This is a genomic window from Bradyrhizobium sp. AS23.2, from assembly GCF_001908185.1.
In the GTDB taxonomy this organism is placed as follows: Bacteria; Pseudomonadota; Alphaproteobacteria; order Rhizobiales; family Xanthobacteraceae; genus Bradyrhizobium.
This window is the reverse complement of record NZ_LGHM01000122.1, coordinates 1-18,608: the sequence shown is the minus strand read 5'-3', so window position 1 is coordinate 18,608 and position 18,608 is coordinate 1. Positions and strand designations below refer to the sequence as shown.

Sequence of the window (18,608 nt, the reverse complement as noted above, 5' to 3'; positions counted from 1 at the left end):
CGACGGCCTCAGACCGCACAGTAGCGCTCCTGGATGTCCTTGTCCGCGAGCAGCGCTGCGGCGCTGCTCTGATGCACCACTTCGCCCTGGTCGATGATTACGGCGCGATCGGCAAGGCGCAGGGCCCACTCGACATTCTGCTCGACCAGGAGCAGCGTCTTGCCCTCGTCGCGCAGGCGGCGGAACAGCACACCCATCTCCTCGACCAGGACGGGCATGATGCCTTCCGAGGGCTCGTCGAGAAGGATCATCCTGGGCTTTGCGATCAGTGCGCGTGCGATAGCCAGCATCTGCTGCTCGCCGCCCGAGAGCGTCACGCCCTCCTGATCAAGCCGCTCCTTGAGGCGCGGAAAGGTTTCGGCGATCTCGTCGATCGCCGCGCGCTCGTCGATATCGTTGCCGGCCGCGACTAGACCGAGCCGCAAATTCTCGCGCACGGACAGGCCAGGCACGATGCGGCGCTCTTCAGGAACGTAGGCGAGGCCAAGGTGAAAACGCTGGTGGGCGCGCAGCGGCAGGAGCTCGCTGCCCGCGAACCGCACGCGACCCGTCGCCTTCGGCATCAGGCCCATCATCGCCCGCAGTGTGGTGGTCTTGCCGGCACCGTTGCGGCCAACGAGAGCGACCACCTCGCCGGGGTTCACGTGCAGCGAAATGCCGTGGAGGATATGGCTCGCGCCATACCAGGCGTGGAGATCCTCGATTTCGAGCAGCGCGGTCTCAGCCATAGCCTTCACTCTGTCCAAGATACACCCGGCGGACTTCCGGATTGCTCCTGATCTCGTCCGGCGCGCCGTCCGCCAGCAGGCGACCGTGATGCAGAACCACGACGCGCCTGGACAAGCCCAGCACCATCTTCATCTTGTGCTCCACCAGAAGCACGGTGCGCTTGTCGGCGAGACGTTCGAGCAGCGCCACCATGTCCTTGGTCTCTTCCGGCCCCATGCCGGCGGTCGGCTCGTCCAGCAGGAGCAACTCAGGCTCGGAGACCAGTGCGATCGCGATCTCCAGCGCGCGCTGCTGGCCATGCGACAGGAACTTTGCGAGTTCGGCGCGTTTGCCGAGCAGCCCGACCGCGTCGAGCGCGGCATCCGCACGGGCATTCAGTTCGGTCAGCCGGGCCCGGTTGCGCCAGATGTCGTAGCTCACGGTCAGCGCCTGCGCCGCCACACGCACGTTCTCGTGCACGGACAGGTCGGGAAAGATGTTGGTGATCTGGTAGGAGCGCGAGATACCCTGATGCACGAAACGGTGCTGGGGCAAGCCGTTCAGCTCGCGCCCCCTGAAGTGCAGCTTGCCCGACGTCGGGGTCAGCGCGCCGGAGAGAATGTTGAAGAAGGTGCTCTTGCCGGCGCCGTTCGGCCCGATGATCGAGGTGAGCTGGCCGGCCGCAAAGGACACGGTGATGCCTTCGAGTGCGACGAAGCCGCCAAAGCGCTTGCCGATCCCCTCGGCGCGGAGCAATTCGCCGCTCATTGCCGCGCCTTTCCGATTCCGAGGACGTCCAGCAGCGTGCCCCAGATGCCCTTGGGCAGGAACAGCACGAACAGGACGAAGATCGCGCCGACGAAGATCTGCCAGTGCGGCGTCCAGAGCGAGATGACATCCTCCAGGATCAGGAAGCTCGCCGCGCCGACGAAGGGCCCGAAGAAGCTGCGGGCACCGCCGAGCAGCACCATCATCACGATCATGCCTGAGGTCTGGTAATGCAGGATGTCCAGCGGCACGATCGATAGATGCAGCGCCAGCATGCAGCCGCCGAGCGAGGAGATCGCACCCGACAGCATGAAAACGATCAGCTTGCTGCGCTCGACGTCATAGCCGCAGGCCCTCGCCCGCTGCTCGTTCTCGCGGATCGCCTCGATGACGGCGCCGAACGGCGAGTTCAGGATGCGCGACTGGAACCACATCGCCAGCGCGGCGAAGATCATCAGCACGTAGTATTTGTTGACGGGATCGAGGAAATTGACCTGGAGCCCGAACAGGCTGATGCGATCGACCGTGAAGCCGCGCAGGCCGTTCTCGCCGCCGGTGAAGGATGAGGCCTGGAGTGCCACGTAGTAAACGAGCTGAGCGAGCGCGAGGGTCACCATCGAGAAATAGATGCCGCGCGTGCGCGTCGAGACGATTCCGATCGCGGCGGCCAGACAGGTGCTGAGGCCAACGGCAATCGGCACCGCGGCGAACCAGGGCACGCCGTAGCGGCCGATCGCGATTCCCGTGAAGTAGGCGCCAGCGCCGAAGAATGCCGCCTGACCGAATGACAGCAGCCCGGTGTAGCCGAACAGGAGATTGTAGCCCATCACCACGACGCCGTAGATCAGGACGTTGACGGCCAGCGCCTGCGACGGCAGCAGCCAGGGCAGCACGGCAAGCACTGCGATGGAGAGCAACACGCGCTGCTCGAGAAGCCAGCCGAGCCCGCCGGGCGAGGATTTGGCGACCGCTTCGCCGCTCGATGGTGACGTCATGCGGTCCTCCCTCTGACGCCGAACAGGCCCTGCGGGCGGATCAACAGCACCACCGCCATCAGCGCGAACATGACGATGGTCGCCATTTCAGGCGCGAACAGCGCCACCATGCTGATGGAAATGCCGACCATGAGGCCGGCGACGACCGCGCCGACGATCGAGCCGAGGCCACCGATCACGGTGACGACGAAGGCCTCCGCCAGCACCAGCGAGCCCATCTCCGGATTGACGCTGCGCATCGGTCCAGCGAGCACACCGCCAAGGGCGGCCAGCCCGACGCCGAGGCCGAAGATCGCGAGCCACACCCGGCCGATATCGACGCCGAGCACCTGCATGATGGTGGGATCGCGGGCGCCGGCGCGCACGATCAGGCCGACGCGAGTCTTCTCCAGCGTCAGCCAGAGCACCAGCAGCACCACGGCCACCAGCGCGATGACGAACAGGCGATAGCGCGGGAAGAAGCCGATGCCCAGATCGAGCACACCGATCAGCTGCGGCGGAGTCGGAAACGGAATGCCGTCGCTGCCGAACACGATGCGCACGCCCTCGACCAGGACGTAGCTGAGTCCGAAGGTGAGCAGCAGCGGATCGTCGATCGAGCGTCCATAGAGCCTGCGGATCAGGACGAATTCGATCAACATGCCGAAGGCGCCGATCAGGATGGGAGCGAGCAGCAGTCCCCACCAGAAGCTTCCGGTGAGAGACGCCAGATACAGCCCCGCATAGGCCCCGATCATGAACAGCGCGCCATGGGCAAAATTGACCACCCCGAGCATGCCGAACACGATCGTCAGTCCAAGCGCAGTGATCACCAGGACCGCCCCAAGGGCAATCCCGGAGAGAAGCTGCATGATGATCAGCGACAGGTCCATCGTGACAGGGCTTTAGGTGGCGTGGCCGAGCTCGCTGCAGCTGCGCAGCATGTCGGCGGAGCCCGTATCGGTGGCGAGAATGGCGAACAGGTCGTTGTCGTTGGCCATGGCGGACTTCTTCTTGGACTCCAGGACCAGCACCGACTGCACCGATTGATGGTCGCACTTGCGGTAGTGCTGCGGGCCCTTGGTCAGGTCGTATTGCAGCTTCTCCAGGGCGTCGACGACCTTGTCGGTGTCGGTTCCACCGGCGGCCCGCATGGCGAGCAGGAGCGAGGCCACGCCGGAATAGCCATAGGCGCCATAATCGGTCGGGATCGCACCGCCATTGGCCGCGCGGAACGCTGCGTTGAAATCGGCGGCCGTCTTGCTCTGGGGCTCCAGGCCCCAATAGTAGTTGGCGCCGCCGACCACGCCCTCGAAGACGTCGGGACCGACCGCGAGCCGCTGGTTGTGCAGGATCACGGGCACGACGATCTTCATCTGCTGCTTGACGCCGAAATCCACCGCCTGCTTGATTGCATTGGCCTGGTCGCGGCCGAAGTTGGAGATGCAGAGCACGTCCGGCCGCATCGACATCAGGCGCGGAATGAAGGTGGAATAGTCGGCCGCACCGAACGGATGCAGGATCTCGCCGACATTGTCCGCACCGATTGCCGCCTGCGCGCGCTTGAAACCGCGGAGCATCTCATGACCGTAGGCATAGTCGGCGACGAGATGGGCGACCTTCATGCCCTTCTTCAGGGTCTGCCGCGCCACAGCAGCCGTCGTCATGTGCGGGTTCAGCGCCTCATGGAAGGTGTATTTGCTGAAATCCTTGGCTTCGTTGATGGTGTCGGACTGGCTGATCGAGACGTAAATCACGCCGCGGGCGCGGGTGACTTCGTTGACCCCGAGCTGCACCGCGCTGGAGAGCGCGCCGACCACGGCGTGGACCTTGTCCTTCTCGATCAGCTCCAGTGTGCGGGTCGCCGCCTCGCCGGCATTGAGCTTGTCGTCGCGCACCAAGAGCTCAACCTTGCGGCCGGCAATACCGCCCTTGTCGTTCACGAGCTTGACAGCGAGCTCGGCGCATTTGACCTGGTCGCGCGCTTCGGCGGCAAACGGCCCGGTCAGCGGCGTCGGAAAGCCGATGCGGATCGTCTCATCTGCAGCGCGGCCGAGCCGGGGCATGGCGAGCAATGCTGCGCTCGCCGAGAGGCCTGCGAGCGCGGTGCGGCGGGATATTTTTGGCGTCGAACCGGATTTGGGCATGATTTCCTCCAGAGATCTTTTTCTAGAAACGCTTCAGGGCTTTCAGAACCTTTGCGGGCGTGATCGGAATCGAATTGATCGTGGCACCGAACGGCGTGAGCGCGTCGTTGACGGCGTTGAGCACGCAGGCCGAGGCGGCGGCCGTGCCGGCCTCGCCGCATCCCTTGGCGCCGAGTTCGGTGTCGGCGGTCGGCGTCTCGACATGGGCGATGACGATGTCTGGCATCTCCATCGCCATCGGCACAAGGTAATCGGCGAGTGAGCCGTTCACGAGCTGGCCGGTCTCGCTGTAGCGGCATTCCTCGAACAGCGCCGCGCCGAGCCCCTGCACGATGCCGCCGCGGAGCTGTTCGTCCACCAGCATCGGGTTGATGACGCGGCCACAATCCTCGACGATGAAGTGCTTCAACACCTTGATGAAGCCGGTCTCGAGATCGACCTCCAGCGAGCACCCCTGGATGCCGTTGGTGAACGCGAAAGGATAGCCTTGCGGGGCGAAGTGGTGGCTGACGGTGAGCTGCGCCTGCGTGCCGGGCGGCAGCGTGTCGGAACGGAAATAGGCGATACGCGCGATCTCGGCGATCGGCAGGCGCTGCTGCCGCGTCGCTGCATCAACGACCTCGCCATCGATGATATCAAGCGCCGACGGCTGCTCCTGGAGGATGAGCGCGGCGATCTCCAGGATATTGTGCTTGAGCGCGCGCGTGGCCTGAAGTGCGGTCTCGCCGCCGATGCCGGCGCCGCGGCAGGCCCAGGTGGCGCCGCCATGCGGCGTCACCTCGGTGTCGCCGGTAACGACCTTGACGTGCTCCTGCGCAAGACCGAGCTGATCGGCCACGATCTGGCTGATGATCGCCTCGGTGCCCTGCCCCTGCTCGGTGACCGAGATCAGGCAGCGCACCTCGCCGGACGGCGTCAGGCTGACGACAGCGCCGTCCTGCGAGGAGATGCGCGCGCCACCGACGCCGTAAAAGGCCGGGCTGGGATTGGTGATCTCGACAAAGGCCGCGATGCCGATGCCGCGGTAGACGCCGCGCTTGCGCAGGTCTGCCTGTTCGGCGCGCAGCGCGTCGTAGTCCATCATCTCGTGCAGGCGCTTCAGGCAAGCCTGATGCGACAGCGCCTCGAAACGGTAGCCGGTCGGCGAGGTCTGCGGATAGGCATCATCGGCGATCACGTTCTGTGCGCGGATGGCGAAAGGATCGAGCCCGACCTTGGACGCGGCCATGTCGACCAGCCGCTCGGTGACGGCGCAGGCAATGGGATGGCCGACGGCCCGATACTGGCTGGTCTGTACCTTGTTCTGGAAGATCACCTCCAGCGTGGCGCGGTAATTCTTGAAGCGATAGGGCGCACCGATCAGGCGGATCACCTGGTTGCCCTCGACCACGCTGGTGCGCGGATAGGTCGAGAAGGCGCCGATCGCGGTCAGGTCCAGGACATCCATCGCGAGGATCTCGCCCTTGGCATCCAGCGCCATCCGGGCGCGGACGCGGTGGTCGCGGGCGTGGATGTCGGAGACGAACGACTCGATGCGGTCGGCGACGTATTTGACGGGACGGCCGAGCAGGATCGAGAGGCCGACCACCGCCATGTCCTCGTGATAGACATGCAGCTTCATCCCGAAGGAGCCGCCGATATCGGTCGCGATCACACGAACGCGGGCTTCCGGGATGCCGTAGTGGCGCGAATAGAGATCCTGGAACTGGTATGGCGTCTGCGTGGCGTGATGCACGGTCAGCATCCCGGCGGCGGGATCGTAGTCCGCGACGATAGCGCGCGGCTCCAGCGTCACCGCGGTATGGCGGCCGAAGGAGAATTCCTCTTCCACCACGTGCGCCGCATGCGCAAAAGCGTCGTCGACGGTGCCGTTGTCGAGCTGGCTACGGAAGCAGGTGTTATTGACGCTGCCGGAATTGATCAGCGGCCCCCCCGGCCTCACGCGCGCCGTCGATATCAACGACGACGGGAAGGTCCTCGTAGTCAACCTCAATCAGCTCCAGCGCGTCTTCTGCAATCGCACGGCTCTCGGCGACGACGGCGACCACCGCCTGCCCGGCCCAGACCACCCGGTCGAGCGGCAGGGGCAATTGCGGCGCGGATGTCATGCCCTTGAAGTGATCGAGCGTGCCGGTCCAGGGCGTGCATATCTTCGCGAGATCCGCCCCCGTGGCGACGAGATGCACGCCTTCGAGCGCACGCGCCTGTTCGGAATTGATGGCGACGATCTTCGCGTGCGCATGCGGACTGCGCAGGAAGGCGGCATAGAGCATGCGCGGCAGCCTGAGGTCGCTGACGTAGTGCCCGCGCCCGGCAAGCAAGCGCTTCGCGTTCGGCCGCGGCACAGAACGGCCGATATAGGAGTTCGGTCGGTCGAGCGAGGTCAGCGGCGCGCTCATGTCGCGCCTCCGCCTTCGCAGCGCGCTTTCGCGACGGCGTCGATAGCATCGACGATCGCCTCATAACCAGTGCAGCGACAGTAATTGCCCGACAGCGCGTCGCGGATTTCCTCGCGGTTCGGCTCTGCCACCTGCGAGAGCAACTCGTGGGCGTTGACCAGCATGCCCGGCGTGCAGAAGCCGCATTGCAGCGCGTTGCGGCGATGGAATTCGGCCTGGAGGTCGGCGATCACCCCGCTTTCGGTGAGTCCCTCGATCGTGTCGATCCTGGCGCCGTCGGCTTGCACCGCGTACATCAGGCAGGAATGCACGGCACGACCGTCGAGCTGTACCAGGCAGGCGCCGCAGGCCCCCATTTCGCAGCCGGCATGCGTGCCCGTCAGCTCGAGCTCGTTGCGCAGACAATCGACCAGTGTTTCGCGCGGCGCGACCTCGCAGGCGACCTTGCGGCCATTGACGACGAAGCGAACCCGCACGGTTGCCTCAGTGTCGTCCAGGAGGGTTTCGTCAAGGCCGCTCATGCACCCTCCTTCAGACGGCCGAGCAGGCGACCCAGCAACACGCGGGCGAGATGCAGTCGCATCGCCGGTGGCACCTCATCGCTGTCGGGCGGCGCGAGATCGCCTTCGAGCGCGGCTTGCGCGGCGGCGATACGTTCCGAATCGAGGCTCGATCCGATGAGGGTCGCCTCCGCTCCCTTCACCCGTGTCGGCGTATTGCCGACGGAGAAGAAGGAGATGCGAATATCGTCGATCCGGCCGCCAGCGCAGGTCGCAAGCATGCCGCAACCGACCAGCGCATAATCCCCGCGCCGGCGTGCCAATTCGTCGAACGCAAAGCGCTGATCGGCCTTGAACAGCGGGACATAGATCGCGGTGATCAGCTCGCCGGGCTGCAATGCCGTCTCGAAGAGGTCGAGAAAGAAGTCGTCGGCCTTGACGCGCCGCCTGCCGGAGGGGCCCGCGATCTCGATCTCGGCATCGAGCGCCAGCGTCATCGCCGGAAATTCGGACGCGGGATCGGCCAGCGCGACGCTGCCACCGAACGTGCCGCGATTGCGGATCGCGGGATGAGCGACGAAAGGCGCCGCGGCATGCAGGAGCGGAGCGAACTCGGCGATCAGCGGCTCGCTCAGCATCTCGCAATGGCGAGTCAGCGCACCGATGCGCAGGAAACCACCTTCGCGTCTGACACCGCGCAGCTCGCCAATGTGGGTGATGTCGATCAGAAGTCGCGGCGCCTGGAGCCGCAGCGACAGCGCCGGCACGAGGCTCTGGCCCCCGGCGATGAAACGCGCGTCATCGCCAACACGCGCGTGGGCATCCAGCGCCTGCTCGATCGTTGCAGCACGAAAATAGCTGAAAGCCCTCGCCTTCACCGCCGTTTCCTCAAAATCCGTCGGCTCATCAGCCAGGATGCCAGATTTGTGACCATCTGGTCTCAAAACCCTGACACGCCCGCGGAGGGCGGTCAACAGGAAATGACCATTTGGTCACAAATGCGCCTTGGGCTATGAAGGCGGGGTTACGTGCGATCCAGCGATGAAATGGCCCGAAGAGCGCAGAAAACGGCAAAGCGACCGGTCCGAAGGCGAACCGAGACAGGCAAGTCCGCGCCAAAGCGCCGCAACATGCGCGCGGCCGACCGCGAGCGCGCGATCGTCGACGAGGCAATCCGCTTCTTCGCCGAACACGGCTTCGAGGGCCAGACCCGCGAGCTCGCCAAGCGCATGGGCATCACCCATTCGGCGATCTATCGCCACTTCCCGAGCAAGGAAGCGCTGATCGAACGGGTCTACCAGGAGGTCTATCTCAGTCGCTGGTCGCCCGATTGGGGGCCGATGATCCGCGACCGCTCACTGTCGCTGGAGGCGCGGCTCACGCGCTTCTATCTCGACTATGCCGCGCGCGTGTTCGAGTACAATTGGGTGCGGATATTCGTCTTCTCCGGCATGAAGTCGTTCGGCATCACCGGTCGCTATCTCGACATCGTCCGGCGCGAGATCATCGAGCCGGCGGCGGCCGAGCTGCGCCACGATCTGAAGCTGCCTGACGCCAAGACCCATCCGCTCGGCGAACGCGAGACCGAGCTGTTCTGGGGCCTGCACGGCCGCATCTTCTATCTCGCCATCCGCAAGTTCATCTACGAGACGCCGATCCCACCCGATCTCGACGCGATCGTCCGCGACGCTGTCCAGACGTTCATGGACGGCGCGCGGGCGACGATGCCAAGGCTGCTCGTGCGCGACTGAGACGCGGCTACTTTGCCAGGCTCGGCAGATTGAGCCCGTTGGCGCGGGCGCAGTCGATCGCGATCTCGTAGCCCGCATCCGCGTGGCGCATGACGCCGCTCGCTGGATCGTTCCAGAGCACGCGCTCGATCCGCTTTGCAGCTTCCGGCGTGCCGTCGGCGACGATTACCATGCCGGCGTGCTGCGAATAGCCGATGCCGACGCCGCCGCCGTGGTGCAGCGAGACCCAGGTCGCGCCGCTGGCGCAATTGAGCAGCGCGTTGAGCAAATCGGACACCGCATCCGAACCGTCACGCATCGCCTCGGTCTCGCGGTTGGGGCTTGCCACCGAGCCGCTATCGAGACGGTAGCGCCCGATCACGATTGGGGCCTTGAGCTCGCCAGGAGCCTTGTTCAATCAAGTCTTGGAAACGGATCGGATGGAAGCGCGGCGATCGCCGCGGCCGGCAACGCATCGGCTTCGATTAGCGCAGCGGCCCTGGCGAGATCGCCGGCCATGTAGCGGTCGGCGCCCAGCGCAGGCACCTGTTCGCGAAGCGCGGCGATGACGGCGGCGAGCGGCGCGCTGGTCGCATGCGGCGCGCGCAGCGTGATGCCTTGCGCGGCGACCAGAAGCTCGATGCCGAGGATGGCGGCAAGATTGTCGGCCATATCCGACAGGCGCCGCGCGGCGTGCGCGGCCATCGAGACATGGTCTTCCTGATTGGCGCTGGTCGGCGTCGAATCGATCGAGCAGGCGAGCGCGCGCTGCTTGTTCTCGGCGTAGAGCGCAGCCGCCGTCACTTCGGCGATCATGAAGCCGGAATTGATGCCGGGATCGGGCGTCAGGAACGGCGGCAGGCCAAAATTGAGCGCGGGGTCAACAAGTGTCGCGATGCGCCGCTCGCTGATCGCCCCGATCTCCGATAGCGCCAGCGCGAGGGAGTCGGCGGCAAAGGCCACCGGCTCGGCGTGGAAATTTCCGCCGGAGACGATCTCGCCGGTCTCGACCAGGACCAGCGGATTGTCGGTGACGGCATTGGCCTCGACGATCAACGTGCGCGCGGCCTGCACGATCAGGTCGAGCGCCGCGCCCGCGACCTGCGGCTGACAACGCAGGCAATAGGGATCCTGGACGCGTTCATCGCCTTCGAGATGCGACAGGCGGATGTCGCTGCCGTCGAGCAGCGCGGTCAACGTCGCCGCAGCCGCGATCTGTCCGGCATGACCGCGCAGCACCTGAATTTCGGGGCGGAACGGCGCCGTCGACGCCATCGCCGCATCGACCGACAGCGCACCGGTGACCAGCGCGGCGCGCGCCAAGCGAAATGCACGCAGCACGCCGGAGATGGCGTAGGCGGTCGAGAACTGCGTGCCGTTGATCAGCGCAAGCCCCTCCTTCGGCCCGAGCGTCAACGGCGCGAGTCCGGCCGTGGCGAGCGCCTCGCTGCCGGGGACGATGTTGCCATCAACGATCGCCTGCCCTTCGCCGATCATCACCGCCGTCATATGCGCAAGCGGCGCGAGATCGCCGGAGGCGCCAACCGAGCCCTGCTGCGGCACCAGCGGATAGACGCGCCGCGCCAGCATGGCCTGTAACTGCTCGATCACCTCACGGCGCACGCCCGAGGCGCCGCGCCCGAGCGAGATGATCTTCAGCGCCATCATCAAGCGAACGATCGGCTCCGGCGTCGCCGGCCCGACGCCGCAGCAATGCGAGACGATGAGATTGCGCTGAAGCAGCGCGGTCTGATCGGGTGGGATGCGCTTCGAAGCCAGCTTCCCGAAGCCGGTGTTGATCCCGTAGACGGGGACGTCGGCTCGCGCGGCCTTTGCGACAATCTCGGCCGCCGCCTCGACGCGCGGCCAGAACGAGGAATCGAGAACGACGGGTTGTCCTGCAAGTACCCGCACGAGATCGTCGAGGCGCACCGCTCCCGGCTTGACGACGATCGCTGCGCCCTGCTCCGTCACTGTCCCCTCCACACCCGGCGGTGCAGCGGATTGAAGCCGATGCGGTAGACGAGCTCGGCGGGCCGCTCGATGTCCCAGATCGCGAGGTCGCACCATTTGCCGGCTTCGAGCGTGCCGATCTCATTGAGCATGCCGAGAGCCCGCGCGCCTTCACGGGTGACGCCGGCAAGGCATTCGGCCACCGTCATCCGGAACAGCGTCGCGCCCATGTTCATCGCGAGCAGGAGCGAGGTCAGCGGCGAGCTGCCGGGATTGCAATCGGTCGCGAGGGCCATGGGGACGCTGTGCTGGCGGAACGCCTCGACTGGCGGCTTCTGCGTCTCCCGGATGAAGTAGAATGCGCCCGGGAGGAGCACGGCCACGGTTCCGGCCTTCGCCATTGCCGCCGCGCCGGCCTCGTCCGTGTGCTCGAGGTGATCGGCGGAGAGCGCGGAGAATTTTGCGGCGAGCGCGGCACCGCCGAGGTTCGAGAGCTGATCGGCGTGGAGCTTGACCGGCAATCCGAATGCCCTCGCCGTCTCGAACACGCGCGCCGTCTGCTCAGCCGAGAACGCGATGCCTTCCATGAAGGCATCGACGGCATCGGCAAGGCCCGCCTTTGCGACTGCCGGCAGCATCTCCCTGCAGACGAGATCGATGTAGCGATCCTTGTCGCCGTCGGCTTCTACCGGCAGCGCGTGCGCGCCGAGAAAGGATGTACGGATCACGACCTTCCGCTGACGGCCGAGGTTGCGCGCGGCCGCGAGTTGCCGCATTTCGGTTTCAGTATCGAGGCCGTAGCCGGACTTGATCTCGACCGTGGTCGCGCCCTCGCCGATCAGCGCATCGAGCCGCGGCAGCGCGCCTGCGACGAGCTCGGCCTCGCTCGCCTTCAGCGTGGCAGCCACCGTCGAGACGATGCCGCCGCCGGCTCGCGCGATCTCCTCATAGCTTGCGCCCTTCAGGCGCAGCTCGAATTCGTGCGCGCGGTTGCCGCCATAGACAAGATGGGTGTGGCAGTCGACGAGGCCGGGCGTAATCCAGCGCCCCTCGCAATCGGTCCGCTTGATTGCGTCCGCATCCGCCGGAAAATCCGCCTGCGTGCCCGCATAAACAATGTGGCCGCCGCGCGTGGCGATCACGCCATGCTCGATCTCGCCGAGATCGGGACGATCGGCCCGCATCGTGGCGAGCCGGGCGTTATGCCAGATCCGGTCGAAGCACTCTGCCATGCAACGGTCCCTTCGCGGTTGTCCCTGCGCCCCGGGATGCTTGACTTATATGTCTAGACATATGATCGTGGGACGGTTCTGTCCAGCCGGCATGTAATCATGACCCGACTGCATTTCGCCTCCGCGCTCCTGCCCTCGGGCTGGGCCAATGACGTGCAGGTGGTGATCACCGCCGGCGCGATCGCGGAGGTGACGCCGGGCACAGCGCCGGCCGCCGGCGACGAGCGCCACGGAATCGCGCTTCCGGGACTTGCTAGCCTGCATAGCCACGCCTTCCAGCGCGGGATGGCGGGACTAGCGGAGCTGCGCGGCGACAGTACCGATACCTTCTGGACCTGGCGCGAGACGATGTACCGCTTCGCGCTGACGATGACGCCGGACGACGTCGCTGCCGTCGCGACGCTGCTCTATGTCGAGATGCTGGAGCAGGGTTTTACCCGCGTCGGCGAATTCCATTATCTGCATCATGATCGCGACGGCTCGCATTACGCCGACCTCGGCGAAATGGCCGCGCGCATTGCGCAGGCTGCCGAAGCTTCAAGCATTGGCCTTACGCTGCTGCCGAGTTTTTATGCGCATGGCTCCTTCGGCGGCGCGGCGCCGCATGACGGCCAGCGCCGCTTCATCTGCACGGTCGATCAATTCGCTGAGCTGATGGCTGCCTCGCACAAGGCGATCGCAGCATTGCCGGATGCCAACATTGGAATCGCGCCGCACAGTCTGCGTGCGGTGACGCCGGCCGAGCTTGCGGCGATCATTCCGCTCGCGGATGGCGGCCCGGTGCATATCCATGCCGCCGAGCAGGTGAAAGAAGTCGAGGATTGCCTGGCCTGGTCGGGCCGACGGCCGGTGCAATGGCTGCTGGAGCACGCGCCCATCGATCGGCGCTGGTGCCTTATTCACGCGATCCACACGACGAATGAGGAAGTGAGCGCATTCGCCAGGACCGGCGCGGTCGCCGGCCTCTGCCCCATCACCGAGGCGAGCCTTGGCGATGGCATTTTCCCGGCCCGCGAATTCGTCGGGGCCGGCGGCGCCTTTGGCATCGGCACCGATTCCAACGTGCTGGTCGGCATCGCCGACGAGCTGCGCCAGCTCGAATACGGCCAACGCCTTAGGCATCGCGAGCGTAATGTACTCTCCGGTGGCGCAGGCCGCTCGACGGGACGCACGCTGTTCGATCATGCGCTCGCGGGCGGCGCGCAGGCATTGGCGCAGGCGACAGTTGGCCTTGCGCCTGGCGCACGCGCCGACATCGTCACGCTCGACACCGCCCATCCGTCGCTGGCGGGACGCGCGCGCGATGCCGTTATCGATGGCTGGATCTTTGCCGCGGGCAGCGGCGCAATCGATTGCGTCTGGGCTGGCGGCCAGAAAGTCGTCGAAGGCGGCCGGCACAGACTGCGCCAGGCCGCGCGTGAGCGCTTCAACGCATCGGTGCGGAGGCTCGTCGCATGAGCCTTGCGACCAATGCAGCCGACCAGCCAACGCTCTACAAGCGCATCCGCGCCGACATCGAAAAACGCATCCTGACCGGCGAATGGCCGCCCGGGCATCGCATTCCCTTCGAGCACGAGCTGGTCGCACGCTACGGCTGCTCGCGCATGACGGTGAACAAGGCGCTGTCGGAGCTCGCGCAGGCCGACCTGATCGAGCGGCGGCGGCGCGCCGGCTCCTTCGTACGCCGGCCGCAGCATCTGTCGGCTGTGCTGAAGATCGCCGACATCCGTGCCGAGATCATTGCGCTCGGCCGCAGCTACGGCTATGAGCTGATCGGCCGAAAGCTGCGCGCGGCGACCGCGGCCGATCGTGACCGTCTCGGCGTGAAGAAGGCCGGCAAGGTGGTCGCGATCAACTGCCGCCACAGCGCCGACAATGTGCCCTTTGCCGTGGAGGACAGGCTGATCAACCTGTCGTCCGTGCCGAATGCTGCGACCGCGGATTTCTCGCGCGAGCCGCCCGGCTCGTGGCTGCTTCATCATGTCCCATGGACAGAAGCCGAGCATACGATCAGCGCCATCGTTGCGGATGATCGTACCGCGGAAGCGCTCAACATCGCAGTCGGCGCGCCCTGCCTCGTGATCGACCGCTACACCTGGCGCAGCGCGCGCACGATCACCGCGGTGCGCCTGCTCTATCCCGGTGACTCTCACCGCCTTGTCGCCCGATTCAAGGGAGGCTGAGAGAACGATGTCGGCACAAATCGTGCAACGCTTCGGGCAACGGGCCTTGTGGGCCGACATGAAGAGATCAACAGGACGTCAATCCATCGATCGGCAAGAGGACGACAATCATGCGTAGTTCGAAAGTATTTGCGACAATCATTGCCCTCGCGGCCTCCACTCCGGTGCTCGCCGACGACGTCAAGGTCGGCATCGGCATCTCCGGATGGACCGGCTTCGCACCGCTGACGCTCGCGAAGGAAGCCGGCATCTTCAAGAAGAACGGCCTCGACGTCACGATCAAGAAGATCCCGCAGAAGGACCGCCATCTCGCGATCGCCTCCGGTGACGTCCAGTGCGCGGCAACGACGGTCGAGACCTGGATCTCCTGGAACGCCAACGGCGTTGCGACCAAGCAGATCTTCCAGCTCGACAAGAGCTACGGCGCCGACGGCATGGCCGTGCGCAACGATCTCGCCTCGATCAAGGATCTGAAAGGCAAGACTGTCGCGGCCTCCGCGCCCGGCACTTCGCCCTATTTTGCCTTGGCCTGGATGCTCAAGAAGAATGGCCTCTCGGTGAAGGACGTCACCGTCGTGAACCTCGAGCCGGCTGCGGCTGCGCAGGCCTTCGTGTCCGGCCAGAACGATGCCGCGATGACCTATGAGCCCTACCTGTCGACGGTGCGCGCCGCGCCCGACAAGGGCAAGATCATCGCCACCACGCTCGACTATCCGATTGTCATGGATACGTTCGGCTGCACGCCAAAGTTCCTGACCGAGAACCCGAAGGCCGCCAAGGCGCTCGCCGACAGCTATTTCGAGGCGCTCGACATGATCGCCAAGGACCAGGCCAAGGCCTACGAGATCATGGGCGCCGACGTGAAGCAGACCGGCGAGCAGTTCGGCAACTCGGCAAAGTACCTGCGCTGGCAGGACAAGGCCGCGAACCAGAAATTCTTCGCCGGCGATTTCCTGACCTTCAACAAGGACGCCGCCGAGCTCCTGCTCGAGATCGGCATCATCAAGGCTGCGCCGAAGGTCGATGACCTCTTCGACGCGAGCTTCATCAAGTAAACTCTTGCAAGTGCCGGTCCCGCTGAGACGCGGGATCGGCACTTGATCGACTATTCGGATAGACAGTTTGATGCGCCCCCTGGATCCCGTGACATCGAAGCAGCGCGTGGCTTACGGCCTTGCGTTCTTCGTGCTGTTCGTTGCCCTCTGGTCCTGGGCGACGCTCGGCGGCCATGTGTCGAAAACCTTCCTCGCCAATCCGCTGACCATGGTGCAGGAGGGCTTTGACCTGCTGGCAAAGCAGGGATTCGTGTACGACATCGGCATGACGATCTGGCGCGTTGTCGGCGGCTTTGCGCTCGCGGCGATCATCGCGGTGCCGCTCGGCGTGCTGATGGGGGCTTACAAGCCCATCGAGGCGTTCCTCGAGCCGTTCGTCTCCTTCGCGCGCTATTTGCCAGCTTCGGCCTTTATCCCACTCCTGATCCTGTGGGCCGGCATCGGCGAATTGCAAAAGCTGCTCGTCATCTTCATCGGCTCGGTGTTCCAGGTCATCCTGATGGTCGCCGTCACCGTCGGCGCAACGCGGCGCGATCTGGTCGAGGCGGCCTATACGCTAGGGGCGAGCGACCGCGGCATCATCCGCCGCGTGCTGCTGCCCTCCTCCGCGCCCGAGATCGCTGAAATCCTGCGGCTGGTGCTCGGCTGGGCCTGGACCTACGTCATCGTCGCCGAGCTGATCGGCTCGTCCTCGGGCATCGGCCACATGATCACCGACAGCCAGGCGCTGCTCAACACCGGCCAGATCATCTTCGGCATCATCGTGATTGGACTGATCGGCCTCCTCTCCGACTTCCTGTTCAAGGCGTTCAACGCCTGGCTATTCCCCTGGAAGCTCGCATGACGACGCTCAAGATCGAACAGGTCTCGCGAACCTTCCCCGCGCGCCATGGCAACGCGCCGACCAGGGCGCTGGAGCCGACCAACCTCATCATCGGCAACAACGACTTCGTCACCATCCTCGGCCCCTCCGGCTGCGGCAAGTCCACGCTGCTGCGTATCGTCGCGGGGCTCGATCGTCCGACCAGCGGACGCGTCACGCTCGACGGGCGCGAGGTCACCGGCCCGGGCGCCGATCGTGGCATGGTGTTCCAGTCCTACACTCTATTCCCGTGGTTGACCGTGCGCGAAAACATCGCCTTCGGCCTGCGCGAGCGCGGCGTGCCGCAGGACGAACGGAACAAGATTGCTGATGCCTTCATCCGCCAGGTCGGATTGTCCGGCTTCGAAAACCACTGGCCAAAACAGCTCTCCGGCGGCATGCAGCAGCGCACCGCGATCGCCCGCGCGCTCGCCAATGATCCGAAAATCCTGCTGCTCGATGAGCCCTTCGGCGCACTGGACAACCAGACCCGCGCCTTGATGCAGGAAATGCTGCTTGGAATCTGGGAGCGCGACCAGAAGACCGTGCTGTTCGTCACCCACGACATTGAGGAGGCGATCTTCCTCGGCAGCCGCGTCATCGTCATGAGCGCGCGCCCCGGCCGGATCAAGGCCGAGATCAATGTGGACCTGCCGCATCCGCGCTCCTACAAGATCAAGACCACGCCCGAATTCGTCCAGTTGAAGGAACGGCTGGTCGAGGAGATCCGCACCGAGGCGCTGAAGGTTGCCGAACATGCCTGACACTCAGCCGCGCGCCAATGGCGAGCGCGTCCTCGCCGATCTCAATGCGCTCCGTGCCATCGGCACTTACAAGACCGGCGTGCACAAGCCGACCTTCTCCGAGCCGCACAGGCAGTCGCTGGATTGGCTGGTGCAGAAGCTGCCCGAGGCCGGTCTCTCCGCCGCGGTCGACGGCATCGGCAATGTCTTCGGCACCAGCGCCAAGCCAGGGCCGAAGCTGCTGGCCGGGTCGCACCTGGAAAGCCAGAACTACGCCGGCTGGCTCGATGGCCCGCTCGGCGTGGTCTATGCGCTCGAAGCCGCGCGCGTCCTCAATGCCGATCCCTCGCTCAAGGGCGCCGTCGAAGTCGCCGCCTGGTGCGACGAGGAAGGGCATTTCGGCCATTTCCTCGGCTCGCGCTCCTATGTCGGCCAAGTGACCGAAGCCGATATCGACGCCGCGCGCGACCGCACCAGCGGCCGCGCCATGCGCGAGGCTCTCGCCGACATGGGGCTCTCGGGGCGGGCGCGCGTCACCGCGGAACCGGGACGGCATGTCGGATATCTGGAGGCGCATATCGAGCAGGGCGACACGCTCGAGAGCGGACGCCTTGCGATCGGCGTCGTGACCTCGATCGTCGGCATCTGGCAATACCGGATCAGCTTCGTCGGCGAGCAGAACCACGCCGGCACCACCCGCATGGCCGCGCGGAAAGATGCCGGCCTGGCGCTGGCCAAGTTCTGCGTGGCGATCGACGAACGTTTCCCGGGCGCTTGTGGCCCGCGCACGGTCTGGACCACCGGCCGCATCACGCTCGATCCCGGCGCACCGAGCATCATTCCGGGCGGAGCCGAAATGCTGTTCCAGATTCGCGACGACGATCCTTCCGTCATCGCGCGGCTGGAGGATCTGCTGCGCACCATGGCGGACGAGGTCAACGCGAAGGGTCCCTGCACCGTCTCCGTGGAGAAGCTGCGCACCGGCGCACCAGCGATGATGAATTCTGGCTTTCAGGACGCCATCGAAGCCGCGAGCAAGGCTCTCGCGGACGGACGGTCCATCCGCATACCGAGCGGCGCCGGCCACGATGCGCAGATGCTTGCGACCATCATGCCCGCAGGCATGCTGTTCGTGCCGTCGATCGGCGGCATCAGCCATCACTGGACCGAGAACACCGCCGACGCAGACATCGTCACCGGCGCCCAGGTCTTCGTCGACGCCTGCCGGCGGATTCTGGGCGGCTAGAGCATGTTGTCTTTTAGCGGAATCTGGATTCCCAGATGGGGCAATTTCTGATTCAAACTCCATGCTGGCGAACGGAGGCCAGCATGGATGACGCGACCGTTTTCGGAA

Annotated in this window: 16 protein-coding genes and 2 pseudogenes; 7 read left to right on the top strand and 11 right to left on the bottom strand. The window is 65.5% G+C overall.

What is annotated here, in order from left to right:
- Positions 1-8 precede the first annotated feature (8 nt).
- The 8 genes and pseudogenes from AC630_RS25340 to AC630_RS25305 form a co-directional block, all read right to left on the bottom strand.
- Positions 9-728: an ABC transporter ATP-binding protein gene (locus AC630_RS25340; protein WP_074121146.1), complete on the bottom strand. Its 720-nt coding sequence runs from the start codon at positions 726-728 to the stop codon at positions 9-11.
- Positions 721-1,476: an ABC transporter ATP-binding protein gene (locus tag AC630_RS25335; protein ID WP_074121145.1), complete on the bottom strand. Its 756-nt coding sequence runs from the start codon at positions 1,474-1,476 to the stop codon at positions 721-723. Before AC630_RS25335 ends, AC630_RS25340 begins: the two co-directional genes overlap by 8 nt.
- Positions 1,473-2,471 (bottom strand): branched-chain amino acid ABC transporter permease, encoded by a 999-nt coding sequence (locus AC630_RS25330; protein WP_074121144.1) that lies wholly within the window; start codon positions 2,469-2,471, stop codon positions 1,473-1,475. The genes AC630_RS25335 and AC630_RS25330 overlap by 4 nt, the downstream gene beginning before the upstream one ends.
- Complete coding sequence (locus AC630_RS25325; protein WP_074121143.1) at positions 2,468-3,343, bottom strand: branched-chain amino acid ABC transporter permease; 876 nt, start codon at positions 3,341-3,343, stop codon at positions 2,468-2,470. Before AC630_RS25325 ends, AC630_RS25330 begins: the two co-directional genes overlap by 4 nt.
- Positions 3,344-3,355: 12 nt before the next feature.
- Positions 3,356-4,597, bottom strand: a complete 1,242-nt coding sequence (locus tag AC630_RS25320) for an ABC transporter substrate-binding protein (protein ID WP_074121142.1) — start codon at positions 4,595-4,597, stop codon at positions 3,356-3,358.
- Between the two features lie 22 nt (positions 4,598-4,619).
- A pseudogene (locus AC630_RS25315) lies at positions 4,620-6,996 on the bottom strand (xanthine dehydrogenase family protein molybdopterin-binding subunit).
- Positions 6,993-7,517, bottom strand: a complete 525-nt coding sequence (locus AC630_RS25310) for a (2Fe-2S)-binding protein (protein WP_074121141.1) — start codon at positions 7,515-7,517, stop codon at positions 6,993-6,995. The pseudogene AC630_RS25315 and the gene AC630_RS25310 overlap by 4 nt, the downstream one beginning before the upstream one ends.
- Positions 7,514-8,374, bottom strand: a complete 861-nt coding sequence (locus AC630_RS25305) for an FAD binding domain-containing protein (RefSeq protein WP_074121140.1) — start codon at positions 8,372-8,374, stop codon at positions 7,514-7,516. Before AC630_RS25305 ends, AC630_RS25310 begins: the two co-directional genes overlap by 4 nt.
- 252 nt (positions 8,375-8,626) lie before the next feature.
- On the opposite strand from AC630_RS25305, the gene AC630_RS25300 reads away from it, so the two are divergent.
- Positions 8,627-9,247 (top strand): TetR/AcrR family transcriptional regulator, encoded by a 621-nt coding sequence (locus AC630_RS25300; protein ID WP_074121139.1) that lies wholly within the window; start codon positions 8,627-8,629, stop codon positions 9,245-9,247.
- Positions 9,248-9,254: 7 nt separating this feature from the next.
- Here the strand turns inward: AC630_RS25300 and AC630_RS25295 are convergent.
- The 3 genes and pseudogenes from AC630_RS25295 to hutI form a co-directional block, all read right to left on the bottom strand.
- Positions 9,255-9,635 (bottom strand): annotated as a pseudogene (locus AC630_RS25295) (urocanase-related protein); the annotation flags it as partial.
- A gap of 5 nt (positions 9,636-9,640) precedes the next feature.
- A complete protein-coding gene (hutH, locus tag AC630_RS25290) occupies positions 9,641-11,200 on the bottom strand; it encodes a histidine ammonia-lyase (protein ID WP_074121138.1) in 1,560 nt (519 codons plus the stop codon).
- Positions 11,197-12,411 carry an imidazolonepropionase gene (gene hutI / locus AC630_RS25285; RefSeq protein WP_074121137.1) on the bottom strand — a complete coding sequence of 405 codons (1,215 nt, stop codon included), beginning with the start codon at positions 12,409-12,411 and terminating at the stop codon, positions 11,197-11,199. Before hutI ends, hutH begins: the two co-directional genes overlap by 4 nt.
- 99 nt (positions 12,412-12,510) lie before the next feature.
- On the opposite strand from hutI, the gene AC630_RS25280 reads away from it, so the two are divergent.
- The 6 genes from AC630_RS25280 (at position 12,511) to AC630_RS25255 (ending at position 18,500) form a co-directional block, all read left to right on the top strand.
- On the top strand, positions 12,511-13,869 hold the full coding sequence (locus tag AC630_RS25280; protein ID WP_074121136.1) for a formimidoylglutamate deiminase: 1,359 nt from the start codon (positions 12,511-12,513) through the stop codon (positions 13,867-13,869).
- Positions 13,866-14,594: a histidine utilization transcriptional repressor HutC gene (gene hutC / locus AC630_RS25275; RefSeq protein WP_074121135.1), complete on the top strand. Its 729-nt coding sequence runs from the start codon at positions 13,866-13,868 to the stop codon at positions 14,592-14,594. The genes AC630_RS25280 and hutC overlap by 4 nt, the downstream gene beginning before the upstream one ends.
- A 110-nt stretch (positions 14,595-14,704) precedes the next feature.
- Positions 14,705-15,649, top strand: coding sequence for an ABC transporter substrate-binding protein (locus AC630_RS25270; protein WP_074121134.1), 945 nt, complete (start codon positions 14,705-14,707; stop codon positions 15,647-15,649).
- A gap of 70 nt (positions 15,650-15,719) precedes the next feature.
- Positions 15,720-16,493 (top strand): ABC transporter permease, encoded by a 774-nt coding sequence (locus AC630_RS25265; RefSeq protein ID WP_074121133.1) that lies wholly within the window; start codon positions 15,720-15,722, stop codon positions 16,491-16,493.
- A complete protein-coding gene (locus AC630_RS25260) occupies positions 16,490-17,275 on the top strand; it encodes an ABC transporter ATP-binding protein (RefSeq protein ID WP_074121132.1) in 786 nt (261 codons plus the stop codon). Before AC630_RS25265 ends, AC630_RS25260 begins: the two co-directional genes overlap by 4 nt.
- On the top strand, positions 17,268-18,500 hold the full coding sequence (locus AC630_RS25255) for a Zn-dependent hydrolase (RefSeq protein WP_074121131.1): 1,233 nt from the start codon (positions 17,268-17,270) through the stop codon (positions 18,498-18,500). The genes AC630_RS25260 and AC630_RS25255 overlap by 8 nt, the downstream gene beginning before the upstream one ends.
- Positions 18,501-18,608: the final 108 nt, after the last annotated feature.